Source organism: Stenotrophomonas sp. STEN063 (assembly GCF_056854515.1).
In genome coordinates this window covers 1-24,434 of the sequence record NZ_JBXFWF010000041.1, presented here as the reverse complement: position 1 = coordinate 24,434, position 24,434 = coordinate 1, and the positions used below count along the sequence as shown (strand labels likewise).

At 64.2% G+C, this 24,434-nt stretch carries 26 protein-coding genes; 14 read left to right on the top strand and 12 right to left on the bottom strand.

The genetic code is table 11. From position 1 onward, the window contains the following. Positions 1-131 precede the first annotated feature (131 nt). From AC1VWL_RS12045 to AC1VWL_RS12020, 6 genes are all read right to left on the bottom strand, one after another. Positions 132-1,301: an acyl-CoA dehydrogenase family protein gene (locus tag AC1VWL_RS12045; RefSeq protein WP_482986848.1), complete on the bottom strand. Its 1,170-nt coding sequence runs from the start codon at positions 1,299-1,301 to the stop codon at positions 132-134. Between the two features lie 9 nt (positions 1,302-1,310). After that, the gene (locus AC1VWL_RS12040; protein ID WP_057634054.1) at positions 1,311-1,829 is read right to left on the bottom strand and encodes a MaoC family dehydratase; all 519 of its coding nucleotides are present in this window, start codon (positions 1,827-1,829) and stop codon (positions 1,311-1,313) included. Between the two features lie 88 nt (positions 1,830-1,917). Next, the gene (locus AC1VWL_RS12035; protein ID WP_482986847.1) at positions 1,918-2,772 is read right to left on the bottom strand and encodes an HpcH/HpaI aldolase/citrate lyase family protein; all 855 of its coding nucleotides are present in this window, start codon (positions 2,770-2,772) and stop codon (positions 1,918-1,920) included. Further along, complete coding sequence (locus AC1VWL_RS12030; protein ID WP_482986846.1) at positions 2,769-3,635, bottom strand: polysaccharide deacetylase family protein; 867 nt, start codon at positions 3,633-3,635, stop codon at positions 2,769-2,771. Before AC1VWL_RS12030 ends, AC1VWL_RS12035 begins: the two co-directional genes overlap by 4 nt. A 129-nt stretch (positions 3,636-3,764) precedes the next feature. Continuing rightward, entirely contained in the window at positions 3,765-4,607 is an 843-nt protein-coding gene (locus tag AC1VWL_RS12025) for an SDR family NAD(P)-dependent oxidoreductase (protein ID WP_296246632.1), read from the bottom strand. Between the two features lie 20 nt (positions 4,608-4,627). Then, positions 4,628-4,936, bottom strand: coding sequence for a hypothetical protein (locus AC1VWL_RS12020; protein WP_482986845.1), 309 nt, complete (start codon positions 4,934-4,936; stop codon positions 4,628-4,630). A gap of 140 nt (positions 4,937-5,076) precedes the next feature. Here AC1VWL_RS12020 and AC1VWL_RS12015 point away from each other — a divergent pair, with 140 nt between their 5' ends. The 7 genes from AC1VWL_RS12015 (at position 5,077) to AC1VWL_RS11985 (ending at position 12,417) form a co-directional block, all read left to right on the top strand. Beyond that, positions 5,077-6,315 carry an MFS transporter gene (locus AC1VWL_RS12015; protein WP_482986844.1) on the top strand — a complete coding sequence of 413 codons (1,239 nt, stop codon included), beginning with the start codon at positions 5,077-5,079 and terminating at the stop codon, positions 6,313-6,315. Positions 6,316-6,342: 27 nt separating this feature from the next. Next, a complete protein-coding gene (locus AC1VWL_RS12010) occupies positions 6,343-7,017 on the top strand; it encodes an isochorismatase family protein (protein WP_303747971.1) in 675 nt (224 codons plus the stop codon). Then, positions 7,014-7,949: a polysaccharide deacetylase family protein gene (locus AC1VWL_RS12005; protein ID WP_482986843.1), complete on the top strand. Its 936-nt coding sequence runs from the start codon at positions 7,014-7,016 to the stop codon at positions 7,947-7,949. The genes AC1VWL_RS12010 and AC1VWL_RS12005 overlap by 4 nt, the downstream gene beginning before the upstream one ends. After that, the gene (locus AC1VWL_RS12000; RefSeq protein ID WP_482986842.1) at positions 7,946-8,866 is read left to right on the top strand and encodes a polysaccharide deacetylase family protein; all 921 of its coding nucleotides are present in this window, start codon (positions 7,946-7,948) and stop codon (positions 8,864-8,866) included. Before AC1VWL_RS12005 ends, AC1VWL_RS12000 begins: the two co-directional genes overlap by 4 nt. 64 nt (positions 8,867-8,930) lie before the next feature. Further along, complete coding sequence (locus tag AC1VWL_RS11995; RefSeq protein WP_482986841.1) at positions 8,931-10,610, top strand: electron transfer flavoprotein-ubiquinone oxidoreductase; 1,680 nt, start codon at positions 8,931-8,933, stop codon at positions 10,608-10,610. Between the two features lie 28 nt (positions 10,611-10,638). Continuing rightward, positions 10,639-11,523, top strand: a complete 885-nt coding sequence (prpB, locus tag AC1VWL_RS11990) for a methylisocitrate lyase (RefSeq protein ID WP_481533882.1) — start codon at positions 10,639-10,641, stop codon at positions 11,521-11,523. 498 nt (positions 11,524-12,021) lie between these two features. Further along, complete coding sequence (locus AC1VWL_RS11985) at positions 12,022-12,417, top strand: c-type cytochrome (protein ID WP_481533883.1); 396 nt, start codon at positions 12,022-12,024, stop codon at positions 12,415-12,417. An 8-nt stretch (positions 12,418-12,425) separates the two neighbouring features. Here AC1VWL_RS11985 and AC1VWL_RS11980 read toward each other — a convergent pair whose 3' ends face one another. Both AC1VWL_RS11980 and AC1VWL_RS11975 read right to left on the bottom strand, forming a co-directional pair. Beyond that, positions 12,426-13,202 (bottom strand): glucose 1-dehydrogenase, encoded by a 777-nt coding sequence (locus tag AC1VWL_RS11980; protein WP_482986840.1) that lies wholly within the window; start codon positions 13,200-13,202, stop codon positions 12,426-12,428. Between the two features lie 109 nt (positions 13,203-13,311). Further along, positions 13,312-15,225: an alpha/beta hydrolase family protein gene (locus AC1VWL_RS11975; protein ID WP_482986839.1), complete on the bottom strand. Its 1,914-nt coding sequence runs from the start codon at positions 15,223-15,225 to the stop codon at positions 13,312-13,314. 304 nt (positions 15,226-15,529) lie between these two features. On the opposite strand from AC1VWL_RS11975, the gene AC1VWL_RS11970 reads away from it, so the two are divergent. The 6 genes from AC1VWL_RS11970 to AC1VWL_RS11945 all read left to right on the top strand — a co-directional run bounded on the left by AC1VWL_RS11970 (position 15,530) and on the right by AC1VWL_RS11945 (position 19,850). Further along, a complete protein-coding gene (locus AC1VWL_RS11970) occupies positions 15,530-15,961 on the top strand; it encodes a c-type cytochrome (RefSeq protein ID WP_482986838.1) in 432 nt (143 codons plus the stop codon). A 67-nt stretch (positions 15,962-16,028) separates the two neighbouring features. Then, entirely contained in the window at positions 16,029-16,520 is a 492-nt protein-coding gene (locus tag AC1VWL_RS11965) for a VOC family protein (protein ID WP_482986837.1), read from the top strand. Next, positions 16,517-17,236 (top strand): hypothetical protein, encoded by a 720-nt coding sequence (locus AC1VWL_RS11960; protein WP_482986836.1) that lies wholly within the window; start codon positions 16,517-16,519, stop codon positions 17,234-17,236. Before AC1VWL_RS11965 ends, AC1VWL_RS11960 begins: the two co-directional genes overlap by 4 nt. Position 17,237: 1 nt before the next feature. Continuing rightward, positions 17,238-17,900 (top strand): hypothetical protein, encoded by a 663-nt coding sequence (locus AC1VWL_RS11955; RefSeq protein WP_482986835.1) that lies wholly within the window; start codon positions 17,238-17,240, stop codon positions 17,898-17,900. Further along, positions 17,897-19,480 (top strand): FAD-binding oxidoreductase, encoded by a 1,584-nt coding sequence (locus AC1VWL_RS11950; protein WP_482986834.1) that lies wholly within the window; start codon positions 17,897-17,899, stop codon positions 19,478-19,480. Before AC1VWL_RS11955 ends, AC1VWL_RS11950 begins: the two co-directional genes overlap by 4 nt. Before the next feature lie 55 nt (positions 19,481-19,535). Beyond that, on the top strand, positions 19,536-19,850 hold the full coding sequence (locus AC1VWL_RS11945) for a hypothetical protein (protein WP_481533891.1): 315 nt from the start codon (positions 19,536-19,538) through the stop codon (positions 19,848-19,850). A gap of 9 nt (positions 19,851-19,859) precedes the next feature. Here AC1VWL_RS11945 and AC1VWL_RS11940 read toward each other — a convergent pair whose 3' ends face one another. The 4 genes from AC1VWL_RS11940 to AC1VWL_RS11925 are packed head-to-tail and all read right to left on the bottom strand — an operon-like array spanning position 19,860 to position 23,434. Next, positions 19,860-21,278: an aldehyde dehydrogenase family protein gene (locus AC1VWL_RS11940; protein ID WP_482986833.1), complete on the bottom strand. Its 1,419-nt coding sequence runs from the start codon at positions 21,276-21,278 to the stop codon at positions 19,860-19,862. After that, on the bottom strand, positions 21,271-22,314 hold the full coding sequence (locus tag AC1VWL_RS11935) for a nitrilase-related carbon-nitrogen hydrolase (RefSeq protein WP_482986832.1): 1,044 nt from the start codon (positions 22,312-22,314) through the stop codon (positions 21,271-21,273). The genes AC1VWL_RS11940 and AC1VWL_RS11935 overlap by 8 nt, the downstream gene beginning before the upstream one ends. Then, on the bottom strand, positions 22,311-22,643 hold the full coding sequence (locus AC1VWL_RS11930) for a DUF1330 domain-containing protein (protein ID WP_481533893.1): 333 nt from the start codon (positions 22,641-22,643) through the stop codon (positions 22,311-22,313). The genes AC1VWL_RS11935 and AC1VWL_RS11930 overlap by 4 nt, the downstream gene beginning before the upstream one ends. 11 nt (positions 22,644-22,654) lie before the next feature. Further along, positions 22,655-23,434, bottom strand: coding sequence for an enoyl-CoA hydratase/isomerase family protein (locus AC1VWL_RS11925; protein ID WP_481533894.1), 780 nt, complete (start codon positions 23,432-23,434; stop codon positions 22,655-22,657). Positions 23,435-23,490: 56 nt separating this feature from the next. On the opposite strand from AC1VWL_RS11925, the gene AC1VWL_RS11920 reads away from it, so the two are divergent. Continuing rightward, positions 23,491-24,279 carry a GntR family transcriptional regulator gene (locus AC1VWL_RS11920; protein ID WP_282268348.1) on the top strand — a complete coding sequence of 263 codons (789 nt, stop codon included), beginning with the start codon at positions 23,491-23,493 and terminating at the stop codon, positions 24,277-24,279. Positions 24,280-24,434: the final 155 nt, after the last annotated feature.

Genomic DNA, 24,434 nt, shown 5'->3' with positions numbered 1-24,434 from the left:
TGCCTTCTCCCTTCTCCCTTCGGGAGAAGGTGCCCCGAAGGGGCGGATGAGGGTTGGCGCCACCAGTACCAGCAGGCTTCGCCCTTACCCTCACCCCAACCCCTCTCCCGGTGGGAGAGGGGCTTTGAGCGTCAGATTTTGTTCCTGGCCACCAGCTGCTTGGCGATGATGATGCGCTGCATTTCGTTGGTGCCTTCACCGATGCACATCAGCATGGCGTCGCGGTGGAAGCGCTCGATGTCGTATTCCACCGAGTAGCTGTAGCCACCAAAAATCCGCATGCCTTCCTGCGCGCAGTACGCGCCCGTCTCGGTAGCGAAGTACTTGGCCATGCCCGCTTCCATGTCGCAGCGCTCGCCCTTGTCATAAGCGTTGGCCGCACTCTCGATCAGCAGCTTGGAGGCTTCAACCTTGGCGGCCATCTCGCCCAGCTTGAGCTGGATGGCCTGGTGCTCGGCGATCGGCTTGCCGAAAGTCATGCGCTCCTGCGCATAGCGTACCGATAGGCGCAGTGCGCCCTCGGCAATGCCGCAGCCGCGCGCCGCCACATTGATGCGACCCAACTCCAGGCCACCCACCGCGTGTTGGAAGCCCTGGCCTTCAACGCCACCGAGCATGCAGTCAGCCGAGACCTTGTAGTCCTGGAATACCAGCTCGCAGGTGTCGATGGCGCGGTAACCCGACTTCTTCAGCTTCTTGGCGACGATGAAGCCCTCACCCTTCTCGGCAATGAACATGGTCATGCCCTTGTGGCGCGGCTGCGCCTCCGGGTCGGTCTTGACCAGCAGCAGCACCATGTCGCCGTACATGGAATTGGTGATCCAGGTCTTGGCACCGTTGATGACATAGTGATCGCCCTCGCGCTTGGCGACCGTGCGGATTGCCTGCAGATCGGTGCCGGCATTCGGCTCGGTCAAACCCAACGCGCCGCGCAGCTCGCCGGTGGCCATGCGCGGCAGGTACTTACGCTTCTGCGCCTCGGTGCCGCAGCGCTCGATGGCTGCGGCCATGATCAGGTGCGAGTTGAAGATGCCGGTCGGCGCCATCCATACCGAGGACACCTTGATCACGATCTTGGCGTAGATGCGCGCCGGCAAACCCAGGCCGCCATATTCGGGCGAGATGGTGGCACCGAACAGGCCGATGTCTTTCATCTCCTCGACCAGGTGATGCGGGTACTTGTCCTCCTGATCGTATTCCTGCGCGATAGGCGCAACGGATTTCTCGACCCAGTGGTCGATCGAATCCAGCAACGCCTGTTCTTCCTCAGGGCCCCACAGCTGTTCCGGTTCGGTGCTCATCATTGCGCCTCAGTAGTTGACCTTGTCTTCCACCGAATGGCCGCGCTTTGCGATCAGCATGGTGCGGTTGAAGGTGCAGACCAACTTGCCGTCCTGGTTGAAACCATCGGTACGGCAGGTGACGATGCCAGCGCCCGGACGCGACTTGGATTCGCGCTTTTCCAGCACTTCCGATTCGGCCACCAGGGTGTCACCGACGAACAGTGGATGGGTCATCTTGATTTCGCTCCAGCCCAGGTTGGCCACGGCCTTCTGGCTGACGTCGGTAACGCTCATGCCGACCATCAGCGCGACGGTGAACGGCGAGCAGACGATGACCTTGCCGAACTCCGACGCCTTGGCGTATTCCTTGTCGAAGTGCATCGGATGGGTGTTCATCGTCAGCAGGGTGAACCAGGTGTTGTCGGTCTCGGTGATGGAGCGGCCCGGGCGGTGCTCGTAGATGTCGCCGACATTGAACTCTTCGTAGTAGCGGCCGAAGGTTTCGCGAAAGCGGTTTTCGGAGATCTGCTTGACGTTCTGAACCATGACGATGTCCTTTTGGTGCGGGTTGGGCTGGCGCTGGGCGCAGCTTGGTCAAAGAGGGGGCGATCAGGCGTTCAATGGAGCGTTGCGGTCAGCCGGCGCGTACGCCGAGTGCGCCGAGTGCGATTGCGCGTTCGGCGGCAATTTCGATGGGACGATCCACCAGCTTGCCGTCGAGCTGGATGGCTTCGCCGCCGCTTGCGGCCAGGGCGGCGACCACACGCTGGGCACGGTCATATTCGGCGGCGGTTGGCAGGTAGCGGCTTTGGATGGGATCGACCTGGGCCGGATGGATCGCTGCCTTGGCGGTAAAGCCAAGGTCGATCACGTGGTCGGTTTCATTGACCAGCCCGGCTTCGTCCTTGATGTCGAGGAATGGCACGTCGAGACAGCCGACGCCGGCTTCGGCGGCGATCGTCGCCAACTGTACGCGCGGGTGGAAGAAGCTGTCCCAGCCGGCACGACCACGCAGCGCGACGATGTAGTCGAAACCACCGAACATCAGCGCCTGCAGACGCGGAATGGCGTTGACCAGCGCGCGCGCATCCAGCAAACCCTTCGGAGTTTCGATCTGTGCGATGAACACGGTGTCGATGCCGGCGAGTGCAGCATCGGCCTGCTGCAGTTCGGCCACGGTTTCGACTTTTGGCAGCATCACGAAAGCGGGATTCAAGCCTGACGCCGCCAATGCCTTCAGATCCGCTTGCCCCAGTTCGGTAGACAGGGGATTGATGCGCAGGCCGATTTCGCTACGGCTATCCTGCGTCTCCGCAAGAAACGCGAACAGCGAAGCACGCGCGCTTTCCTTGTCCGCCGGAGCAACCGCGTCTTCCAGATCGATGCAGACCTGGTCGGCACCGGTGGCCACTGCCTTGGCGTAGCGCTCCGGGCGCGAGCCCGGCACGAACAGCAGGCAGCGGCGCGGGTTGTTCAGTGCAGCGCTCATGGTGCAGCCACCTGTGAAGCAAAGTGTTCGGCGATCTGACGACGCGTTGCGTACCAGGTGCCTGGCTTCTGCGCGACGTATTGCAGGAACTTCTCCAATGCGCCAATGCGACCCGGGCGGCCGATGATGCGCAGGTGCAGGCCCAACGACATCACCTTTGGACTGTGCTCGCCTTCGGTGTACAGCGTGTCGAAGCTGTCGATGGCGTAGTCCAGCCAGTCCTTGGGCAGGTAGGACGGCGCCACCCACATCTTCATGTCATTGGTGTCGAGCTGGTACGGCACGACGATCATCGGCTTGTCACTGCCGTCGACATCGCCCCAGAACGGCGCGTCGGCCGAGTAATCGTCCATGTGGTAGAGGAAGCCTTCTTCCTGCAACAGCCGGCGGGTGGAAGCGGTATGCAGGTAACGCGACAGCCAACCTACCGGGCGTGCGCCCGTTGTCTTCTCGATGCTGTCGGCAGCGTCGCGGATGAACTGGCGCTCCTGTTCCTCGTTGAAGCGGAACTGGTGGACCCAGCGGTGACCGTGCGAACACACTTCGTGGCGGCTGCCACGCAGGTAGTCGGCGATTTCCGGTGCGCGCTCCAGCGACACTGCAGCAGCGGTATAGGTGCTGGTGACGTTGTACCTGTCCAGCAGCGCGGATACGCGCGCATGGCCTTCGTTGACGCCGTAGCGGTAGTTGGATTCGTTGCCATAGTTGCGCACCGGCTTGGACAGGGTGACGTGCAGCTCGTCCACCGGCTCGGTGATCTTGTCACCCTGGCCCACGTTGTACTCGGACAGCTCTTCAACATTGACGACCACGGACAAGGCCAGGCGTGCATTGTTGGGCCACTGGTAGGCGGGTTTGGACATGGTGGTCTCGGTGCAGTTATTGGTTGCGTGGTGGTGGGGTTTACAGCGTTGCTTCTACTTCGTAGTTGCTTCGGTTCCATCGTTCCCGCGGCAGCAGGAGCGACGGACTGAAGGTCGCTCGGCACTGCCTCAATGGTTCTCCTCACCACCAGAGACGTTGATTGCCTCACCTGTGATGTAAACCGCGTCGTCCGAGCACAGGAACGCCGTGGCTGCGGCCGTATCCGAAGGCAGACCCGGGCGACCAGCCGGAATGCGCGCACGCATGTCCGCCAGGTACTGCTCCACGCTCTTGCCCTGCTTTTCCGCGAAGTATTCGTTCTGCCAGGCACCCAGACCCGTGGTGACATGGTTCGGGCAAACCGCGTTGACGTTGATCCCATGCGCTCCCAGCTCCAGCGCCGCGACGCGGGTCAGGCCGACCAGGCCGTGCTTGGACGAGCAATACGCCGCTGCATGCGGGAACGCCGACTTGGCCGCCTGCGAAGCGATGTTGACGATGCGGCCACCACCCTGGGCAATCATCTGCCGGCCGGCATGCTTGATGGCCAGGAAGGCACCGCGCAGGTTCACGCCCAGCACCGCGTCCCATTCCCTGGCATCGATGTCGACCAGCGACTTCATCAAATAGCCGATGCCGGCGTTGTTGACCAGGATGTCAAGGCGGCCGAAGCGCTCGACCGTGGCCTTGACCACTGCCTCCACCTGCGCCTCTTCCAGCACATCCAATGCCATCGCCACGCACTCGCCACCGCTGCTGGCAGCCAATTCGGCGGCAACCTGCGCCAGCTCCTCGTCGGTGCCCACCGCAGTGACCGGCATCTCGGCGCCACGCACCTGGCCGATGTCGGTCAGCACCACCTTGCAGCCTTCCTGCAGCAGGCGGCGGGCAATGCCCTCGCCCAGGCCGGCGCGGCGACCAGCGCCGGTGATGAGTGCGACCTTGCCCTGCAATTCGGGGAAACGAGCCATGACCAATGTTCCTTGTGCGCTTACAGCGCGCTGGTGAGGATGAACAACGGATTGTCAGCGTATTGCTGGAACTGCGCTGCACCGGCCTGCACGGTCGGGTCGGCGAGGTCTGCGCCGAACGCGGCCATGTCCGGGATGCGCATCAGCTCGATGTAGTCGTACGGGGAACTGCCTTCACCAATCAACAGACCGCTGGCCTTGAGTACCTCGAACGTCTCCACCGACGGCAGCGCATTGACCACCGGCAGGTCGCTGGCACGCGCCCAGGCCTCGTATTCCTCACGGCTGACGCCGGCTTTGAGGTTGAACAGGACGATCACGGTTTGCATGGCTTCCTCCCGGGTAAAAGACTGTGGCACACTTTGTCCGGACAAAGTGTAGGCATGCCATCCGCCCCCGGTCAACGTCGGCGGCGGAAATCCCCCACCGGCGTATCTACCTGCCATAACCCAACTCTTGAGGTGCGTCGATGAAGTTGAAGCGTTATTACCCGTGGTTGATGGCGTTGATGGGGATGCTGGTGCTGCTGGTCTCCAACGGCCTGACCGTGACCGGCCTGACCGCTTTCGACGAATCCCTGCTCAAGGACTTCGGCTGGAGCCGCAGCGAGCTCAAGCTGCGCGACCTGATCACCCTGGTGCTGGCCGGCTGGATGGCGCCGTTCCTGGGTGCGCTGATCGACAAGGTTGGCCCGCGCAAACTGGTGCTGGCCGGCATCGCGCTGCTGGCGGCGCTGTATGCGGCCTATGCGCACATCCATTCGCTGGCCCACCTGTACTGGATCCACGTCGGCTTTGCCGCGGTGCTGGTCGCCGCCGGCCTGAATGTGGCAGTGATCTTCGTATCGCAGTGGTTTGCCACCCATCGCGGCACCGCAATTGGTATTGCCTTGGTCGGCACCAGCCTCGGCGGCATGGTCTTCCCCAAGCTCGGCGTGCAGCTGATGCAGAGCATGGACTGGCGCGCAGCGCTGCTGTGGGAAGCCGCGATCCCACTGGCCTTCCTGATCCTGGCCTTCCTGTTCGTGCGCAGCCCGCGCCCGGGTGGCATCCAGCCCTGGGGCGCGGACACGCTGGCCGCCAAGGCCGCCGCCGGCAAGCCGGCCGCGTCCTCATTGCCGGACCTGAGCTACCAGCAGGCGATGCGCACCCGCACCTTCTGGGTGCTGGCCTTCGTGGCGATGACCACCTTCTTCTCGATCATGGCGGTTGCCTCCAACCTGTTCCTGCACATGCGCGACCTCGGCTTTGAGCCGGCCACCGCTGGCAATGGCCTTGGCCTGATGTTCGGCCTGGCAATGGTGGGCAAGTTCATCTTCGGCTTCCTCGCCGATGTATTGCCGGCCAAGCGCGTGTTCCTGGTCAACCTGGCGATCATGGCCGCAGGTGCATTGATCCTGGCGACGATGCGCGCCGACCTGATCTGGTATTCGCTGGCCTTGTTCGGCCTGGGCTGGGGTGGCCTGTACACGATGATCCAGCTGCTGGCGGTCAACGCCTTCGGCTTGGGTTCGGCCGGCAAGATCCTCGGCACCATCACCCTGCTCGATGCGACCACCGCCGGCCTCGGTATCTGGGTAACGGCCAAGATCTTCGATATCACCAAGAGCTACCACATCGCTTTCAGCCTGATCTGCGCGCTGATCGTGCTGGCCCTGCTGGCCGCAACGCTGGTGCGCGACGAACGCGCGCGCGCCTCGGCTACCTGATCCCCACTACTGCAACGGAGAGACCCCATGCCCGTGATGGAAACGTCCAACCTCACCGCCCGCCAGTACTGGGAGCAGGTCAAGGCCAACCCCAACCGCGCCAAGTTCGGCTTCGGCGCGCGCCCGGCCATCGTCAACATCGATGTGCAACGCGCCTATACCGACCTGGCCGCGTTCAAGACCGCGTATGAGACCGACCCGCGCCAGATCGAGCACATCAATGCGCTGTCGGCGCAGGTGCGCGCGCTCGGCCTGCCGGTGGTGTGGACGTATGTGGCGTACCTGGAGTCGGGCGAAGACGCCGGCACCTGGGGCACCCGCACCAACACGCCGGACTCGCTGCAGAACATCAAGCACGGCTCCGAGCGCGCGCAGTTCGATCCACGCGCCGACGTGCAGCCGGGCGACATCGTCATGCACAAGCGCATGGCCAGCCCGTTCTTCGAAACCAACCTGTGGTCGCTGCTGACCTTCCACAAGATCGACACGCTGATCATCACCGGCGGCTCGACCTCGGGCTGCATCCGCGCCTGCGTGATCGACAGCCTGTCGCGCGGCTACCGCAGCATCGTTCCGGAAGAATGCGTGGCCGACAAGCACGAGATCCCGCACTTCGCCAACCTCAGCGACATCATGCTCAAGTACGGCGACGTGGAGCCGGTCGAGCATGTGGCCGCACAGCTGCAGGCCTTGCGCGCATGAACGCCACGACCAAGTCCGACCCCGGCCTGTTCGACTACTGGCCCTACGACAGCCGTCCGAAGATCGAATGGCCGGGCGGTGCCCGCGTGGCGCTGTGGATCGCGCCCAACATCGAGTTCTACGAGTACGCGCCGCCGGCCAACCCGCAGCGCAAACCGTGGCCGCGTCCGCTGCCGGACATCCAGGGCTATGGCACGCGCGACTACGGCAACCGCGTCGGTCACCAGCGGATGATGCGGGTGATGGACCAGTACGGCCTGCGCGGCTCGGTGTCGCTGTCCACGGCCATGCTCAAGCACCATCCGGAAGTGATCCAGATGGCGGCCGAGCGCAACTGGGAATTCTTCAGCCACGGCATCTACAACACCCGCTATACCTACGGCATGAACGAGGCGCAGGAGCGGGAGATGATCGCGCACTCGATGGCGCTGATCGCCGAGCACACCGGCCAACACTGCGACGGCTACCTGGCACCGGCGCTGTCGCATTCGGACGCCACCATCGACCTGTTCGCCGAGGCCGGTGGCCTGTACACCTGCGACCTGTTCCACGATGACCAGCCAACGCCGGTAAAGACCCGCTCGGGCAAGCGCTTCGTGTCGGTGCCGTACTCGCTGGAGCTCAACGACACCATCGTCTACGTCACCAACAAGATCGAGCCGCGCCGTTACGGGCAGATGATCAAGGACGCCTTCGACCGCCTGTACGCCGAAGGCGAGCACTCCGGCACGGTTATGTGCGTGCCGCTGCACGCCTACCAGGTCAGCCACCCGCACCGCTTGGCCGCTTTCCACGATGCGATGGACTACATCTGCAGCCACGACAAGGTGTGGAAGGCCACCGGCCGCGAGATCGCCCAGCATTATCTGGACAAGCACTACGACGATGCGCTGGCCTCGATGACGGCGATCAACGCGGAGGACGCGGCATGAGCCTGGATCGCAGCTTCCTGGAGTACCCGCAGCTGCGCCATGGCATGGACCATGCGCGTTACAGCTGGTCGATGCTGGCCGAGCGCCCGGCCGTGCGCTGGCCCGACGACAAGCCGCTGGCGCTGTGGATCAACCTGAGCCTGGAGCACTTCCCGCTCAACCCCAAGGGCGAGGGCTTCAAGCCGCACGGCGCAATGGTCATGCCCTACCCGGACCTGCGCCATTACACGCTGCGCGATTATGGCAATCGGGTCGGCGTGTTCCGCGTACTGGATGCGCTGGAAAAGTACGGTCTGCGCGCCAGCACTGCGGTCAACGGCGAGCTGGCCGAACGCTACCCGGCCCTGCTGCGCAGGTTGAAGGCGCGCAGCGCCGAGCTCGTCGCGCACGGCTGGAACATGGACAGCGTGCACTACGGCGGGCTGGACCCGGCGCGCGAAGCTGAATACATCCAGCGCAGTTTGGCCGCGCTGGCCCCGTATTCGGACGCCCCCATCCAGGGCTGGTTGTCACCGGCCCGCTCGCAGTCCGAGAACACCCCGGAACTGTTGCAACAGGCCGGTTTGCAGTGGTTTGGTGACTGGATCAACGACGAGCTGCCCTACCCCTTCCAGACCGCCAACGGCCCCCTCACCGCACTGCCGTTGTCACTGGAATTGGAAGATCGCTTCATCGTCGGCGAAAATCTGCATGCCGAGGCCGAGTATGCGGACCAGATGGTCGATGCCTGCGATTTCCTGCTTGAGGAGGCGCAGCGCAACGGACAGGGTCGCCTGCTCGCGCTCAACATCCACCCGTGGGTGATGGGCCAGCCGCACCGCATCAAGCACCTGGAACGCGTGTTCGCCCATTTGGCAGACAACGCAGGGCTGATCTGGAACGCTGCGCCTTCGCAGATCATCGCCGCCTCACGTTGAGGCGGCGGTTCCAGGCAACCGTCGTCGCCAGAAAACGCGCCGGCCTTTACCCAAGAGCCCTTGCATGAACACTGAAGCCAACACCGCCCTGCCGCCGCGCGAAGCGATGGAATTTGACGTCGTCATCGTCGGCGCCGGCCCTGCCGGTCTGGCCACCGCCATCCGCCTGCGCCAGCTGGCGGTCGAGAAGGGCCAGGAATTGTCGGTGTGCGTATTGGAGAAAGGCTCCGAGCCCGGCGCGCACATCCTGTCCGGCGCGGTGATGGACCCGCGCGCGCTCAACGAGCTGTTCCCGGACTGGAAGGAACGTGGTGCGCCGCTGCGGCAGGCCGTCACCCGCGACGAATTCCTGTTCTTGAATGAAACCGGCGCCAAGAGCACCCCGCACGCCCTGCTGCCGGAATGCTTCCACAACGACGGCAGCTACATCATCAGCCTGGGCGAAGTCAGCCGCTGGCTGGCGCAGCAGGCCGAAGCACTGGAAGTGTCGATCTTCCCGGGCTTTGCCGCCGCCGAAGTGCTGTACGACGAGAACGGCGCGGTGATGGGCGTGGCCACCGGCGACATGGGTATCCACAAGGACGGCACGCCGGGCCCGAACTACGAGCGCGGCATGGAACTGCATGCCAAGTACACGATCTTCGCCGAAGGCTCGCGTGGCCACCTCGGCCGCCAGCTGATCAGCAGGTTCAAGCTCGATGCCGGCAAGGACCCGCAGTCCTATGGCCTGGGCATCAAGGAACTGTGGCAGATCGATCCGGCCAAGCACGAGCCGGGCCTGGTGGTGCACGCCGCCGGCTGGCCGCTGGACAACGACACCTACGGCGGTGCCTTCCTGTACCACGCCGAAGGCGGCAAGGTCTCGATCGGCTATGTGGTCGGCCTGGACTACAAGAACCCGTGGCTGAGTCCGTTCGAGGAATTCCAGCGTTTCAAGACCCATCCGGCGATCCGCAAGCACCTGGAAGGCGGCAAGCGCGTTGCCTACGGCGCACGTGCGATCACCGCCGGCGGCATCCTGTCGCTGCCCAAGACCGTGTTCCCGGGCGGCGCGCTGGTCGGCTGCGAAGCCGGCTACCTCAACGTCAGCCGCATCAAGGGCAGCCACGCCGCGATCAAGACCGGCATGCTGGCCGCCGAGGCCGCGTTCGATGCGCTGGTCGCCGGTCGCTCGCGCGATGAGCTGACGGCGTATCCGGAAGCCTTCGAGAACAGCTGGCTGAAGGCCGAGCTGATGCAGGCCAAGAACTTCAAGCAGTGGTTCAAGAAGGGCCGCACCCTGGCCACGCTGATGACCGGCATCGAACAGTGGCTGCTGCCCAAGCTGGGCATCCGCAATGCGCCGTGGACCATCCACCGCACCAAGGCCGACCACGAGTGCCTGGAGCCGGCCGCCAGCCAGCCGAAGATCAACTATCCCAAGCCGGACAACGTGCTGACGTTTGATCGCCTGAGCTCGGTGTTCCTGTCCTCGACCAACCACGAGGAAGACCAGCCCAGCCACCTGACCTTGAAGGACGCCAGCGTGCCGGTGAAGGTCAACCTGGCCACCTATGGCGGCCCTGAGGCACGTTACTGCCCGGCTGGCGTCTACGAGTTCGTCGGCGAAGGCAGCGACACCCGCCTGCAGATCAACGCGCAGAACTGCGTGCACTGCAAGACCTGCGACATCAAGGACCCGACCCAGAACATCGTGTGGGTGACCCCGCAGGGTGGTGGCGGACCGAACTATCCGGCGATGTAAACGTCGCCATCAACCCACAGGAGTTTTGATGAGCATTGTCAGTCCAGGCGCCCGCTTCCGCGCGGCGCTCACACAGGAAAGCCCGCTGCAGATCCCCGGTGCGATCAACGCCAACCACGCGTTGCTGGCCAAGCGGGCGGGCTTCCGTGCGGTCTACCTGTCCGGTGGCGGCGTCGCCGCCGGCTCGCTGGGCCTGCCGGACCTGGGCATCAACACCATGGACGACGTGCTCACCGACATCCGCCGCATCACCGACGTCTGTGACCTGCCGCTGCTGTCGGACATCGACACCGGCTTTGGCCCGAGCGCGTTCAACATCGCGCGCACGGTGAAGTCACTGATCAAGGCCGGTGCGGCGGCCTGCCATATCGAAGACCAGGTCGGTGCCAAGCGCTGCGGCCACCGCCCCAACAAGGAAATCGTGTCGCTGGGCGAGATGGTGGACCGGGTCAAGGCCGCCGCCGATGCCAAGACCGATCCGGATTTCTTCCTGATCGCGCGTACCGATGCGATCCAGATGGAAGGCGTGGACGCGGCGATCGAGCGTTCGCTGGCCTGCGTCGAGGCCGGTGCCGATGGCATCTTTGCCGAAGCCTCGTATGACCTGGAGACCTACAAGCGCTTTGTCGATGCGGTGAAGGTGCCGGTATTGGCCAACCTGACCGAGTTCGGGCAGACGCCGCTGTTCTCGACCGAAGAGCTGGGTTCGGTGGGTGTTGCGATGTGCATCTACCCGCTGTCGGCGTTCCGCGCGATGAACAAGGCCGCGGAGAACGTGTACACCGCGATCCGTCGCGATGGCCACCAGCGCAATGTGGTGGACACCATGCAGACCCGCGAGGAACTGTATGAGCGGATCGGGTATCACACCTTTGAGCAGAGTCTGGATAGGACGTTTGCTGGGAAGAAGTGATGATTTTTTGGTGGGGGGCTTTGAAGCTATGAGCCGGAATGCCTGGAAGCTTAGAAGCTTGAAATGCCAAAAGCTCAAAAGCTGCCCTCACCCCTACCCCTCTCCCGTAAACGGGAGAGGGGCTGCTTCGTCGCGATTCTGCATGGGCCGGCATCACTAGCTTCGGCGCACTCCGCCAACTCTGTCCGGAGCCGAAAAGCCAAAGCTCAAGCAATGCTCTGAAGCATCCCTTCTCCCGCGTGCGGGAGAAGGTGCCCAGCGGGCGGATGAGGGGGCTTCTGCTTCGAGCTTCTGCTTCGAGCTTCTGCTTCGAGCTTCTGCTTCGAGCGCTTTCCAACAGACCCAAAAATGCATGAAGTCTCCCTTCTCCCGCTTGCGGGAGAAGGTGCCCAACGGGCGGATGAGAGGGGCTCTTGCTTGAGCCTTTGCTTCCCCTCCCAGCACCAGCCATCATTGCCAACGCCGAACAACCACGGCCGCCCCTGCACCGAGAAAGCAATGCCCCGCCTTCCACTGATCGCCCTCGCCTGCCTGACGCTCAGCGCCTGCGGCCAGCGCGATGCCTTCAACCACTCGGCCAATGCCGATCCACATCAACGCGAACTCGAACGCGCATTCGCCATCTGTGCTGGTTGCCACGACACCCGCGCCAACCTCGGCCACCGCGTTGGCCCCAATCTGCATGGCGTGATTGGCCGCAAGGCCGGCACCGCTCCGGGCTACAACTACTCCGACGCAATGAAGGCCAGCGGCATCATCTGGGATGCGCAGACCCTGGATGCCTTCATCAAGTCACCGACCAAACTGGTACCCGGCAGCAAGATGGTCAATGCCACCTCCGACCCGGCACGCCGCCAGGCCGTGATCGAGTTCCTGTCCACGCTACCGGAATAAGCAGGGCATCAATCCAGCGTCTGCACACCGCCACCATTGACGAACAAGGTCTGGCCACTGACCCAGTTGGAGATCGGCGCGGCGAAGTACAGCACCGCACCGGCAATGTCGTCGGCTTCACCCAGGCGTTTGATCGGCGTATGCGACAACATGCGCTCCTCGATCTCCGGCGTCAGCACCGTCGCCAAGGCATCCGTGCGCACCGCACCCGGCCCCACCGCATTGACCCGGATCCCGGCCGGGCCATAGTCATGCGCGAGGTTCGCGGTCATATGATTGATCGCCGCTTTTGACGCAGCATAGGCACTGATCGCCGGGCTTTTGTTGATCGAGCTCATCGAGGACATGTTGATGATGGAGCCATAGCCCGCTTGCTTCATGTGCGGCGCACACAGCTGCGACAGCCGCCACGCACTGAATACATTGATCTGGAAGGGCCGCTCGAACTGCTCCACGCTGATCTCGAATGGACTCTCGCACCCGGCACCACCGCCACCGGCGTTGTTGACCAGAATGTGGATGCCGCCAAGTTCAGCCGCCGTGCGCTCGACCACGCGAACCAGGTCCTCGTCCTTGAGCACGTTGCACTCCAGGGCCAAGGCCTTGCCGCCGGCCGCGACAATCTCCGCTGCCACCTTTTCTGCAGCAGCAAGCTTCAGGTCGGCAATGGCGACGGCCGCGCCATACGCCGCCAACATCAGGGAACTGGCGCGACCAATACCGTTGCCACCGCCGGTGACGATGGCCACTTTGCCAGCGAGATCGAAATGCGCTTGCGGGATCATGGTTACGTGCTCCTGTCCGGGCGATTCATCGACCCGGACACCATACACCCCACCACCAGCGGCGGGGTGATGGCAACTTTCGGCAAGCGCGACCGGCGCCGGTGCAGGCTTACTGGCCGATATTCTTCGCCAGGAACGCTTCCAGCGCACGATAGAACGCCGCGCTGTTGTCGTCGTTGTAGAAGCCATGGCCTTCGCCCGCAACCGCCATCCACTCCGGCGGCTTGCCGGCGGAAACCAGGGCCGCACGCATTGCATTGGCCTGTGCAATCGGCGTGCGCTCGTCACGCTCACCGTGGGCGAGGAACACCGGCGCCTTGATGCTGGACGCAAGCGAGGTCGGCGAATTGGCCGCCAACTCCTCGTCGTTGCGTCCGATGACGCGCGTCAGGTAGTTGCGGCCAAAGGCGTGGTCCTTGATATCGCCCTTCTTGTACATCATCTTCAAATCATAGACACCGGCCAGACCCACCGCACAGCGGATCAACTCCGGCTGCCGCGCGGCCAGCATCATCGCCGAGTACGCGCCGAAGCTCGCGCCATAACTGCATACACGCGAGGTATCGGCAAGGCCCAGGGAAGCCGCATGGTTCAAGCCATCCAACACGTCCTGTTGGATGCGCGTTCCCCACTGCAGGTAACCGAGCTCTTCGAATGCGTGGCCGCGGCCACCACTGCCGCGGTAATTGACCTGCACCACCAGATAGCCGCGATTCGCGAGGAACTGTGCGTCGTTGTCGTAGAACCAATCGTCACTTACACCGTGCGGACCACCGTGCGGCAACAATACGGTTGGCAGCCTTCGTCCCTCGCTGTTGCGCGGAATGGTCAGTATCGCCTCCAGTTCCGTTCCATCACCAGCCTTGAAACGCACCGGGCGGCGCTCGGCCATCAGCGTTGGGTCGATACCCTCGCGGGGCGCCAACACCTTCTCCAGCTTGTTGGTCGCACGCCGGAATACGTACCAACCGCCGGGATCACGGTCGCTGGCCAGGTGCACAAGGATCGTCTGCCCGTCACGGCTCACGTCGTCGAAGGTCACGTGCTGTGCCGGCAGCAGGTCCGCCAAGGCCTTGTGCAGCTCCGCCTCCGGCTTGCCAGGGTCGAAGTACTGCAACTGTGGACGCCCCGTCACCGGCGAGGCAGCAAACGGTACCGCCGGATCGCGCGTCCATTGCGACAAGCCGACGTTGCTGAAGCCATCCGCGAGCAGGGTGTCCCGGTCACTGCCGTCTGCAGCGCTGGATACCAGTGATACCGGCCCGTCGTTGCGACTGAAGCGCCCATACACACGCTGGTTGTCGGCCGAGAACGCATAGGGCGTCCAGACGCCACCGACGTTTTCCTGTAGGACCGGCTGCCAGCGCTGCCCGTCCCCGGAGGCGTACAGCAGGTAGTTGTCGTCATCGTCGCGCCCCCATGCGTAACGCGCTACGCCATTGCGGTCGATCACGAACTCCAGGCTCGGCACATTGATGCTGGCAATCAACTTGAAGTTGGGACGTGGTCCCGCATCCACCAGGTACAACATCGAGTTGGTGGGGTTGCGCTTGAGCTGACGCATGTAGAAGCGGTCATCATTGCCCTGGGCCACGCCCTCGATGAAACCGAAGCCACGGTCCAGGCCCGCGGCGGCATTCTGCTGTTCGTAGCCGTAGATATAGCGCTGGTTCTGTCCATCGAAATCGCTGGCGACGATCTCGCCCATCGGTAGCGGCTTTTCAAGCGAACCGTACTTTCTCCCCTTGGCGACTACCAGCCGTTTGTCGCTTACCCAGATGATCTGGTACGGGCTTTCAAAGCGCGGCAGGCGCAGCACCGCGGTGCGCTGCATGTCGCTCAGGCGCAGTATCTGCACCGCGTGGTTGCCTTCACCGAAGTCGGTGCCCATTGCCAGGTATTCGCCACTCGGCGACAGCGTCGGCATCGAGAACGGGCTGGCCTTGGCAAACACTTCAACCGGCACCTGTTGCGCGGCTGCCGGCCACGCCAGGCAGGCCAACAGCAACATGGATCGGAACATCGCTTTCCCTGCTTTTCCCATGACGCGTTCCCCAACGGTCTTATTCCTGAATGGGAGCGTATTTCATTTCATCTTCGACTAGAAGACCGCATTCGGGGGAGATTCGACAAGCGCGAATCCGGGCAGGCGCAGGCCATGCAACCTTGCAGCTTTTCTTCGCGCCGGCATTCTGATATTTATTTGTCCGGACAAATACCAAGCCTGTTGTATGGGCGGCAAACGGGCCGCAACTGCCCAACCGACGCCGCCTCCTTCCAGCGGTCCGCTGTACTCCCGCCCTTCTGGTTTCCTGCAAGGTCCCGCCATGCGCTCCATGTTGATCATCGTCGCCTCATTGCTCGTCATTGGCTGCAGCAAACAACGCGAGCCGGCCGCCGCCAGTGCGCCAACTGCACCTCCGGCCGCGGCCGAAGCCCAGGCAGCGCCCGCCGCGACCACCACCGCAATCAGCGGCGAACAGGCGTTCGCGATGTGCGCGACCTGCCACAGCCGCGATGCCGGTGCACCGCAAAGGATGGGGCCGAACCTGCACGACCTGCTCGGGCGCAAGGCCGGCAGCAATCCCGGCTTCGATTACTCACCCGCGCTGCGCGCCAGCGACATCACCTGGGACGCCGCACAACTGGATGCCTATCTGGCAGCACCGACGAAGCGGGTGCCTGGTACACGCATGGTCATCGCCGTACCCGATGCGGCGCGCCGGCAGGCGCTGATCGAGTATCTGTCGGCCCCCTGACGTTGTTCCTGCCAGCACGGCCACAGAACCACCGCCGATGGCACCCCGCGCAGCAACGAGGAGTGACATGCACCTTCAGTTCGAGCGCTTCACCCTGTTCTGCCGCGACCTGGAAGCCTCGCTGCGGTTCTACCGCGACACCTTGGGCTTGGTCGTGGTCGAGGAAAAGACCCTGGAAGGGCCGATGGCAGGCGGACTGCTGCAGTTGCCCGCCTGTCGCATCCGTATCGCAATGCTCGCGACCGAAGCGGAAGCAGCGGTCATCGTCGGCCTGTTCGAGATAAGCCAGACCGCGCTGAACACGCTTGCACCGCCGCTGGGCAAACCTGCCCACGGGCAGGCAGCGCTGGTGCTGTCCACCGGTTGCTTCGATGCGCTGCATTGCGCGCTGGGCGCAGCCGGGTACCGCTTCCTGACGCCGCCACTCGCCTATCCCAAGCACACCGCCAGCGCCCGTTCGCCGGCCGGCCTGTACCGCGAAATGATCGTCTACGACCCGGACCACGTGCCGGTGAGCATCCTGCAGATTGAACCGCTTCCCAAGGAGACCACGGCATGACCGGCATCGCCCGTTCCATCACCGGCAGCATCCAGTACACCAGCAACCAGAGCCACCGGCAGGGCGCCGAACGTGGCCGCGAAAGCTTCCGCCTGGACGTGCACCGCGACGGCTCGCGCGTGCTGGCCGCGCATTGCGAGATCGACGATGCGCCCGCTGTTGTGCGCGACGTCAACCTGCGCGTGGATTCCAGCAACATGCCGCAGGAATGCTTCGTGCGCATCGCCGTTGGCGGCCGGTTCCGCGGCTCGGGTTGGTTCACCTTCAACGCCAGCGAGGCCCAGTGCGAATCCTCGACTACGGTGGAGGGGCGCATCTGCCAGCGCTTCCCGCTGCAGTCGCCGCTACGGGCCTTCGGCAACCACGCCATCATCAACGATGCCTATGCGATGTCGCTCTACGATCTGGCGCAGGGGCCGGGCAAGCAGCATTTCTTCATGTTGCTGTCCTCGCCGGATCATCGCGGCGCCACCGGCCCAATGATCTACCCGGTACAACTGGCCATCGAATACATCGGTGAGGAAGAGATCGATGTCATCGCCGGCCGCTTCAAGGCACGGCATTTCCGCATCCTCGATGTCGGCATGCCGGAAGAGCACCCTGACTACGATCTGTGGGTAAGCGCCGATGAGCACTACACCCTGCTGCGCGCCAGCGTCACCGGCTACATGCAGACCGCCTACGAGCTGAGCAGCTATCACGTGCAGGAGCACTGAGGTGCTGCTGCAGATCCTGCTGGTCGCGCACATCGCCGTGCTTGGCTACTGGCTGGGCTCGGAACTGGTGATCAACAGCACCTACCGCTACGTCTGCAATGGCAGCAACATTCCCTTCGTTGAGCGCAGCCGGTTGATGGAGCATGTGATGCACGTGGACCAGCACGTGCGCTACGCACTGGTGTTGCAGGCCGGGTTGGGATTCTCGCTGGCCGCGCTGTATGGCTTGATACCCGGTGCTTACATCACCGCCGCCATCGCCGCTGTGCTGTGCGTGTTGTGGTTGATCTTCGTCGAAGCCGTGCACCAGCTACGGCATACCCGCCTGGGTGCACGCCTGGCGGCGATCGACCGCGGCTCCCGTTACCTGTTCATGGCGCTGCTGCTGTGCCTGGCTACCGGCCTGCTCGGCGGCGGCTGGGACATGCCGGCATGGCTGCGCTGGAAGCTGGCGTTGTACGCCGGGGTGATGGCGTCCGGCGTCGGCATACGGCTGGCGCTTATCGCGCACTTCCACACCTGGAAGGTGATGGCGCAGGAAGGCCAGAGCGATGCCAGCAATGCCATCATCCGCCGTACCTATGTCAAAGCGACCTCGGTGCTTGGCGTGCTGTGGCTGTTCATTGCCGCAATCGTGTTCGTCAGCGTGTTCAAGCCAACATGACAATGAACGATCACAACGTGTTGCTGGCAGATCTGCGCGGGTTGCTGGGTGAGGACGCGGTCTTGTGCGATGGCGACACCTTGCAGTTGATGGCCGGCGACCTGTACAGCAGTGGGCCGCCGCCGCTGGCGGTCATCCGCACGCGCGACAGTGCTTGCCTGGCACAGGCGGTTGCACGCATCACCGCTGCGGGACTATCGGTCATCCCGCGTGGCGGCGGCCTGAGCTATACCGGCGGTTACCTGTGTGAAAGCAGTGGCAGTGTGCTGGTGGATCTGTCCGCGCTGAACCAGATCGAACATATCAGCGCCGAGGACATGTACGTGGTGGCGCAGGCAGGGGTGACCTGGAAACAACTCCATGACGCGCTCACACCACTGGGCCTGCGCGTGCCGTACTTCGGTACGTTCTCCGGTGCAGGCGCCAGCATTGGTGGCGGGCTCAGCCACGGTGCCTTGTTCTTCGGCAGCGCGCGCTATGGATCGGCCGCCGACAATGTACTCGGCGTTGAAGTCATCACCGCCGATGGCGACGTGTTGCGCACCGGGCAGTGGGCGCTGAAGGCTGCGCCCGAACCGGTGTTCCGCAACTTCGGCCCGGACACCACCGGCCTGTTCATGCATGACGGCGGCGCTTTCGGCATCAAGACCCGTGCTGCGTTCCGCTTGATTCCGCTGCCTGCACACAACGGTTACGCCTCCTTCGCGTTCACCGATTTCGAATCCGCCGCGCGTGCATTGTCAGCCGTTGCCCGCGCGGGCCTGGCCGAGGAAGCCTATGTGCTGGATGCCGGTGCGGTGGCGGCGAATATCGAGCGCGCCCGCAGCGTGGCTGGCGCGCTGCGGGCGTTGCGGCAGGTGCTGGAAAGCACCTCGGGCATTGCCAGCAAGTGCAGGGCCTTGCTCGGCATGGCCAGGGCCGGACGCCAGGTCGTTCCGGCCGATGCCTTCAGCCTGCATCTGGTTGCCGCAGGCAATAGTCCGGCGGCGGTTGAACATGATCTGGCAACGGCGCGGGCGCTGGCCCAGCAACATGGCGGCAACGGGATCGCCGCAACCGTGCCACGTATCGCCCGCGCCGATCCCTTCCCAGGGCTCAACGCGGTGCTGGGCGCCAACGGCAGCCGTTGGGCGGCATTGAACGTCAAGGTGGCGCACTCACGCGCGCCAGCACTGATCCGCGCCCATCAACAGCTGATCGCCGCGCACGCTGCCGAGATCGAACACTGTGGCGTGCGCGTTACGTATCTGTGCTCGGCGCTATGCAACTACAGCTTCAGCTTCGAGGCTGTGTTTCATTGGCAGGACAACTGGCAGCCGCTGCACGCAGCCACGGTGCAGCCAGCGCTGCTGCAGACCTTTGCGCAAGGGCCGGACAATCCCGATGCGCGGGCGCTGGTCGAGCAATTGCGGCAGCTGACCTGCGCCCTGTTCGCACGGATGGGGGGCGCTTCCAATCAGATTGGGCGTACCTATCCGTTCCTTTCGGAACTGGAGGATCCGCCTGCCGCCCTACTGCGCGACATCAAGCGGTTGCTGGATCCGCAGCGGCGCATGAACCCCGGCGTATTGGGGCTCTGACCGTAAGATGTGGCAGGATCACCGTTGACGCATCCATCAGGGGGGAATCCTCCACATGTCTGTTGCTTCGCCGGGACTGGCCCGGTTGCTATCCATCGTCGCCCTTTCCATGGTGTCACCGGCCGCGCTGGCAATGGCCCAGTGCCCGCAGGAATCGAGCAAATCCACTGCGTTCTGGCTGCTGGGCTGGTCGATCTTCGCGCTGTTCGTTGGCGGCGGCATTGTGTTGCTGCTGTTGATCTTCCGCGCAACACGCAATGCGCGGCCGAAGCCACGCTGGCTACTGCGCATCGCCGGGGTTCCAGCGATGCTGGCGATGTGGATGCTGGGTTTCGGTATTTTCCTGGGCCAGTTCGTACTGGTGTGCTGAGGCAGATCCTCAGGCCTGCGCGAACCACCAAGGTGATGCCGTACCTGTGTTGATCAGCAGCGCGCGTGCGCGCACGAATCGACGGATCGATGCCGTGCCCATGCGTGAGCCGCCCATGCCGGAGAGTTTGAAGCTCTGCTTCTCTGCGGTCTGCACCATGCCGGTCAAGCAGGCGTCGTTGATGGAAATGCCGCCGGCCTGCAGCTGGCGCGCCACCCGCTGCGCGCGCTCGGGGCTTTGCGTGAACACCGCCGCCGACAGGCCGAACTCGGTGGCATTGGCACGCGCGATGGCTTCGGCTTCATCGGCCACCACCATCACCGGGAGGACGCTGGCGAAGCTTTCGTCGGCGACCACCGCCATCTCGTGAGTGACATCAACCAGCACCGTCGGCGGGCACCAGATACCGCCATGGTCGATCAGCTCGCCGCCGGTCAGCGCACGCGCGCCCTTGGCCTTGGCATCGGCAAGCTGCGCGCGTACCAGCTCCACCTGCGAAGCGGCGATCACCGGGCCGATCTGGCCCTGCTTCGGATCCGGCCAGGCCAGCTCCAATGCGGACGCTTCTTTCACCAGCGCGGCGATGAAGGCATCGGCCACCGGCGCTTCCACGTAGACCCGCTCGATCGACATGCAGCTTTGGCCACCATTGACGAAGCTGCCCCAGGCCAAGGCGCGGGCGGCATGTTCGATATTGGCATCGGACAAGACCAGTGCCGGGTCCTTGCCACCGAGTTCCAGCGAAGCCGGAATGAAACGGCGAGCGCAGGCTTCGCCGACCTTGCGACCGGTGGCGACCGAGCCGGTGAAACAGATCTGGTCGCTGGCATCGATCACCGCCTGGCCGGTGGTGCCGGCGCCGGTGACCAGCTTGAACACCGCGCCCAGGCCCGCTTCCTCCAATGCTTCGCGCAGCAGCGGCACGAAGCGCGAAGTGACTTCACTGGGTTTGGCGAGGATGCTGCAGCCCGCGGCAAGCGCTGGCACCGCATCGATCAAGGTCAGCATCAGCGGGAAATTCCACGGGCTGATCACGCCCACCACCGCATACGGCACCCAGGTCTGCTGGCTCTGGATGAAGGGAATGGCCTCCTGCTGGGCGGGCTTTTCCGCCAGACACCCTGCCGCCTGCTGCGCCCAGCGGCGAATCGCGCCGACCGTGCCGTCCACTTCAATCTGCGATTCGTGCCAGCGGCCGGTATCGGCCAGCAAGGCGTCGAGGAAACCGTCACGGCGCGCGACCAACGCATCGGCCAAGGCGTTCAAGCGCGCGCAGCGTTCTTCGATGCTGTGTTCGGCCCAATCCAGCTGCGCCTGGCGCAGGCCGGCACCCAATGCAGCAACCTCAACAGCGGAGGTGATCGGCAGTTCGCCATCGAACAGACCGGTGCGCGGATTGCGCAGCGGCAGCGTGCTTGCGTCAGTCATTGCCCAGTACTCCCGCGCTCAGCAGTGCATCAAGGGTGGCTTTCTGGCGGGCAGCGAAGTCGGCCCGCTGCGGGATCTTCAAGCTGTCGCCGTCCAGCAGCGCATTGGGCTTCAAGGCGGTGCCGCCGAGGCCGGCATTGATCGCAGCCTGCGGCAGCCGCGACAGGAAGTTACCCATGCCCGGACGCAGGCGACGGCGGCGCAGGCCGGCGATATCCAGATCAGCGTAGGCGGCCATCGATTCACCGGTACCCGCGGCGGACAACACCCTGCCCTGGTCATCGACGATCTTGCTCATGCCATCGGCACTGCCCAGCGGAATATCCACGCCGCTGATGCCGGCGGTATTGGCCGAAACCACATAGGCCATGTTTTCCAGCGCGCGCGCACGCTTGGCAATGTCCTTGGGAGTCAGCTCCGGGCTGCCGACTTCGCTGGTGGAATGCAGGAACACCTCGGCACCACGCAGGCCCATCGCCCGCGCGATTTCCGGATACAGGATTTCTTCCGAGGCGATGCAGGACAGGCGACCAAGCGGCGTGCGCGCAACCGGAAACACGCCGTCGATGCCGTACACGTCCAGGTACTTGTCCCAGACATCATGCGGGCTGGGTGCATACAGCGAGATCAGCCGGCGATAGCGCAGGATCTGGTTGCCACTGTCGTCCAGGATCACCGACGACTGGAAGTACAGCTCCGGGAAATTCGGGTCGCGCTCATAGGCGTTGGAGCACAGATAGACGCCATTGTCCTGGGCAATGCGACCCAGTTGTTCGTATTCGGCACCATCCATGGCGAAGCAGCCCTTGGCCGCCCAGCCAGGAATGGTGTCGCCCAACGGATAGCTGGTGGCGAAGTATTCGGGCAGCACCACCAGCTTCAGGTCGGCACCGATGAAGGCCTTGGACGCGCGGATCTGTCGGCCTACCCGCTCGATGTTGTCAGCGACCGCCGCGGCGGCAGCGGCCGGTGTTGCACAGGCATTGATGGCACGGCAGGTGGTCTGCAGGGCCAGCGCGCGATACGCGTCGATCATGGGGCTTTCCCTTCGGTTGCGGTGTCGTTGAGGGCTTGCGTCTGCACGCCATCGGCCAGCAGCACGCGGAAGCTGCCGGTGCCGGCGCGCAGCGGCTTGATCGCGGCGTATTCCGGGCTGTGCCAGAACGCCAAGGCAGCGTCGCGGTCAGGCCAGCAGGAAATCACCGTGCGGCTCGGCGCGTGTACGCCTTCCAAGCTGGTTTGTTCGCCGCCCATCACCAGATAGCGGCCGCCGTAGCGCGCCACCACCGCTGGTGTCGCACGGACGTAGGCGGCAAAGCCTTGGGGATCGGTAACGTGGGCTTCGATGATCAGGTAGGCGGGCATCTATGCAGGCCTCAGTTGAAGCGCGGCGCGCGCTTTTCGAGGAAGGCAGCGGCGCCTTCAACGAAATCGCTGCTGCTGAAGGCGTCGTTGAACGCCGCATCGGCCTGTGCCACACCCACGCTGGCATCGCCACCCAGATGCCCGAGCACGATCTTGATTGCGCGCCGCGCCTGGCCGGAGGTGGCCAGCAACTGCTGCACCTGCGCCTGCTCCAGCGCCTCGATGCCATCCTCGCCCGCCAACTGGTTGATCAAGCCCCAATCCAGTGCGGTGGCTGCGTCGAGCGGACGTCCGGTCAACAGCATTTCCCGGGTACGGGCCATGCCGACCGTGTTGAGCAACCGGCGACTGTCATCGGCGCTGTAAACTAAACCGAGCTTGGCTGGGGTGATAGCGAACCGGCTGCGGGTACTGGCCAGGCGCAGGTCACAGGCCAGGGCCAGGCCAAGGCCGCCGCCCACGCAGGCGCCGTCGATGACGGCCAGCGTGGTCTGCGGCAGGCGTTGCAGTTTGAGCTGGGTGCGTTGGACCTGGGCGTTGTTGGCGGCAAAGGCCTCCGGAGCGGTGAGCAGCTGGCCGAGTTCGTCGATATCGGCGCCGGCACTGAACGCCCCCGGGACGCCGGACACCACCACGATCTGGGCATCACTGGCGGCAATTTCGTCCAGTGCGGCCTCGATCGCCGCCCAGTGGCGGGTGGCCAGGGCGTTGCGCTTGTCGGGTCGGTGGATGCCGATGCGGGCGAGCGCGCCGTCACGGCTCCAGCAAATCACGGTTTCTTCAGTGACCATGGCCTATCCTATTTGTTCTATCGTTATAGCATTAAGCCAAAGGAGGGTGAAGCGAGATGTCCCAAGACACACTGGCCACACTATTGAGTGCCAACGCGCACAAGCTGTTGCGCAACGACTTGCCGACGCCGCTTTACCACCAGATGTTCAGCCTGCTGCGCGACCGCATCCTCAATGGCGAGATCCCGCGCGGCGCCCGCATCCCCACCGAGTTCGACCTGGCCGACGGCTTTGGCGTGTCACGCATCACCGCCAAGCGGGCGCTGGACGAGCTGGCCGCCGAGGGCCTGGTAGAGCGCCGCCGCGGCAAGGGCACCCACGTCATCCACCGCTCGCGGCCCAAGCCGATGCACAGTCCGCTGACCGGGCTGCTGGAAAGCCTGGAAGTGCTGGCCGAGCACACCAAGGTGCAACTGCTGCAGTTCCGCCGTGCGGTGCCACCGGAGCCGATCCGCGCATTGTTCGATACCGGCCCGCGCGACCTGCTGGCACATGCGATCCGTCTGCGCCTGCGTGGCGATACCCCGTTTGGCTACTACAACAGCTGGACCAATACCGATCACCCCGATTTCAGCGAAGCCAAGCTGTCCAACAGCTCACGGCTGAAGCTGTTCCAGTCGGCTGGCATCCAGATCAAGCAGGTGGAGCAGGTGCTGTCGGCCGTCAACGCCGATGCGATTGCCGCCCTGCACCTGAAGGTCGAGCCGGGTACCGCGCTGTTGGCCTTGGAGCGCCGCTCCTATGACGGTGACGGCAACATGGTGGACCTGCTCAGCGTGCTGTACCGGCCGGACCAGTTCACCTACCAGATGACCCTGGATGTGGATGCCGGCGGGCATGATTGAAGGCGGCCGGGCCATGCCCGGCTGAGGCTTTCCCGGTGATGCCCTGTAGTGGGGGGGCCGGCGGCGGGGGGGGGGGGAGGCGGGCGGGGCCCGCCCCCCCGGGAGCGCCACCCGCGCCCGGCCCGCCCCCACCACCACCCCCCGCCACCAAGAGA

Coding starts and splice junctions, on each gene's coding strand:
- AC1VWL_RS11920 (WP_282268348.1), top strand. CDS start 23,491: ATGTCCCAAGACACACTGGCCACACTATTGAGTGCCAACGCGCACAAG.
- AC1VWL_RS11935 (WP_482986832.1), bottom strand. CDS start 22,314: ATGATCGACGCGTATCGCGCGCTGGCCCTGCAGACCACCTGCCGTGCC.
- prpB (WP_481533882.1), top strand. CDS start 10,639: ATGAGCATTGTCAGTCCAGGCGCCCGCTTCCGCGCGGCGCTCACACAG.
- AC1VWL_RS11960 (WP_482986836.1), top strand. CDS start 16,517: ATGACCGGCATCGCCCGTTCCATCACCGGCAGCATCCAGTACACCAGC.
- AC1VWL_RS11970 (WP_482986838.1), top strand. CDS start 15,530: ATGCGCTCCATGTTGATCATCGTCGCCTCATTGCTCGTCATTGGCTGC.
- AC1VWL_RS11995 (WP_482986841.1), top strand. CDS start 8,931: ATGAACACTGAAGCCAACACCGCCCTGCCGCCGCGCGAAGCGATGGAA.
- AC1VWL_RS11975 (WP_482986839.1), bottom strand. CDS start 15,225: ATGTTCCGATCCATGTTGCTGTTGGCCTGCCTGGCGTGGCCGGCAGCC.
- AC1VWL_RS12045 (WP_482986848.1), bottom strand. CDS start 1,301: ATGAGCACCGAACCGGAACAGCTGTGGGGCCCTGAGGAAGAACAGGCG.
- AC1VWL_RS11925 (WP_481533894.1), bottom strand. CDS start 23,434: ATGGTCACTGAAGAAACCGTGATTTGCTGGAGCCGTGACGGCGCGCTC.
- AC1VWL_RS12035 (WP_482986847.1), bottom strand. CDS start 2,772: ATGAGCGCTGCACTGAACAACCCGCGCCGCTGCCTGCTGTTCGTGCCG.
- AC1VWL_RS12005 (WP_482986843.1), top strand. CDS start 7,014: ATGAACGCCACGACCAAGTCCGACCCCGGCCTGTTCGACTACTGGCCC.
- AC1VWL_RS11930 (WP_481533893.1), bottom strand. CDS start 22,643: ATGCCCGCCTACCTGATCATCGAAGCCCACGTTACCGATCCCCAAGGC.
- AC1VWL_RS11940 (WP_482986833.1), bottom strand. CDS start 21,278: ATGACTGACGCAAGCACGCTGCCGCTGCGCAATCCGCGCACCGGTCTG.
- AC1VWL_RS12010 (WP_303747971.1), top strand. CDS start 6,343: ATGCCCGTGATGGAAACGTCCAACCTCACCGCCCGCCAGTACTGGGAG.
- AC1VWL_RS12025 (WP_296246632.1), bottom strand. CDS start 4,607: ATGGCTCGTTTCCCCGAATTGCAGGGCAAGGTCGCACTCATCACCGGC.
- AC1VWL_RS11985 (WP_481533883.1), top strand. CDS start 12,022: ATGCCCCGCCTTCCACTGATCGCCCTCGCCTGCCTGACGCTCAGCGCC.
- AC1VWL_RS12015 (WP_482986844.1), top strand. CDS start 5,077: ATGAAGTTGAAGCGTTATTACCCGTGGTTGATGGCGTTGATGGGGATG.
- AC1VWL_RS11980 (WP_482986840.1), bottom strand. CDS start 13,202: ATGATCCCGCAAGCGCATTTCGATCTCGCTGGCAAAGTGGCCATCGTC.
- AC1VWL_RS12040 (WP_057634054.1), bottom strand. CDS start 1,829: ATGGTTCAGAACGTCAAGCAGATCTCCGAAAACCGCTTTCGCGAAACC.
- AC1VWL_RS12030 (WP_482986846.1), bottom strand. CDS start 3,635: ATGTCCAAACCCGCCTACCAGTGGCCCAACAATGCACGCCTGGCCTTG.
- AC1VWL_RS12020 (WP_482986845.1), bottom strand. CDS start 4,936: ATGCAAACCGTGATCGTCCTGTTCAACCTCAAAGCCGGCGTCAGCCGT.
- AC1VWL_RS11950 (WP_482986834.1), top strand. CDS start 17,897: ATGACAATGAACGATCACAACGTGTTGCTGGCAGATCTGCGCGGGTTG.
- AC1VWL_RS11945 (WP_481533891.1), top strand. CDS start 19,536: ATGTCTGTTGCTTCGCCGGGACTGGCCCGGTTGCTATCCATCGTCGCC.
- AC1VWL_RS11965 (WP_482986837.1), top strand. CDS start 16,029: ATGCACCTTCAGTTCGAGCGCTTCACCCTGTTCTGCCGCGACCTGGAA.
- AC1VWL_RS12000 (WP_482986842.1), top strand. CDS start 7,946: ATGAGCCTGGATCGCAGCTTCCTGGAGTACCCGCAGCTGCGCCATGGC.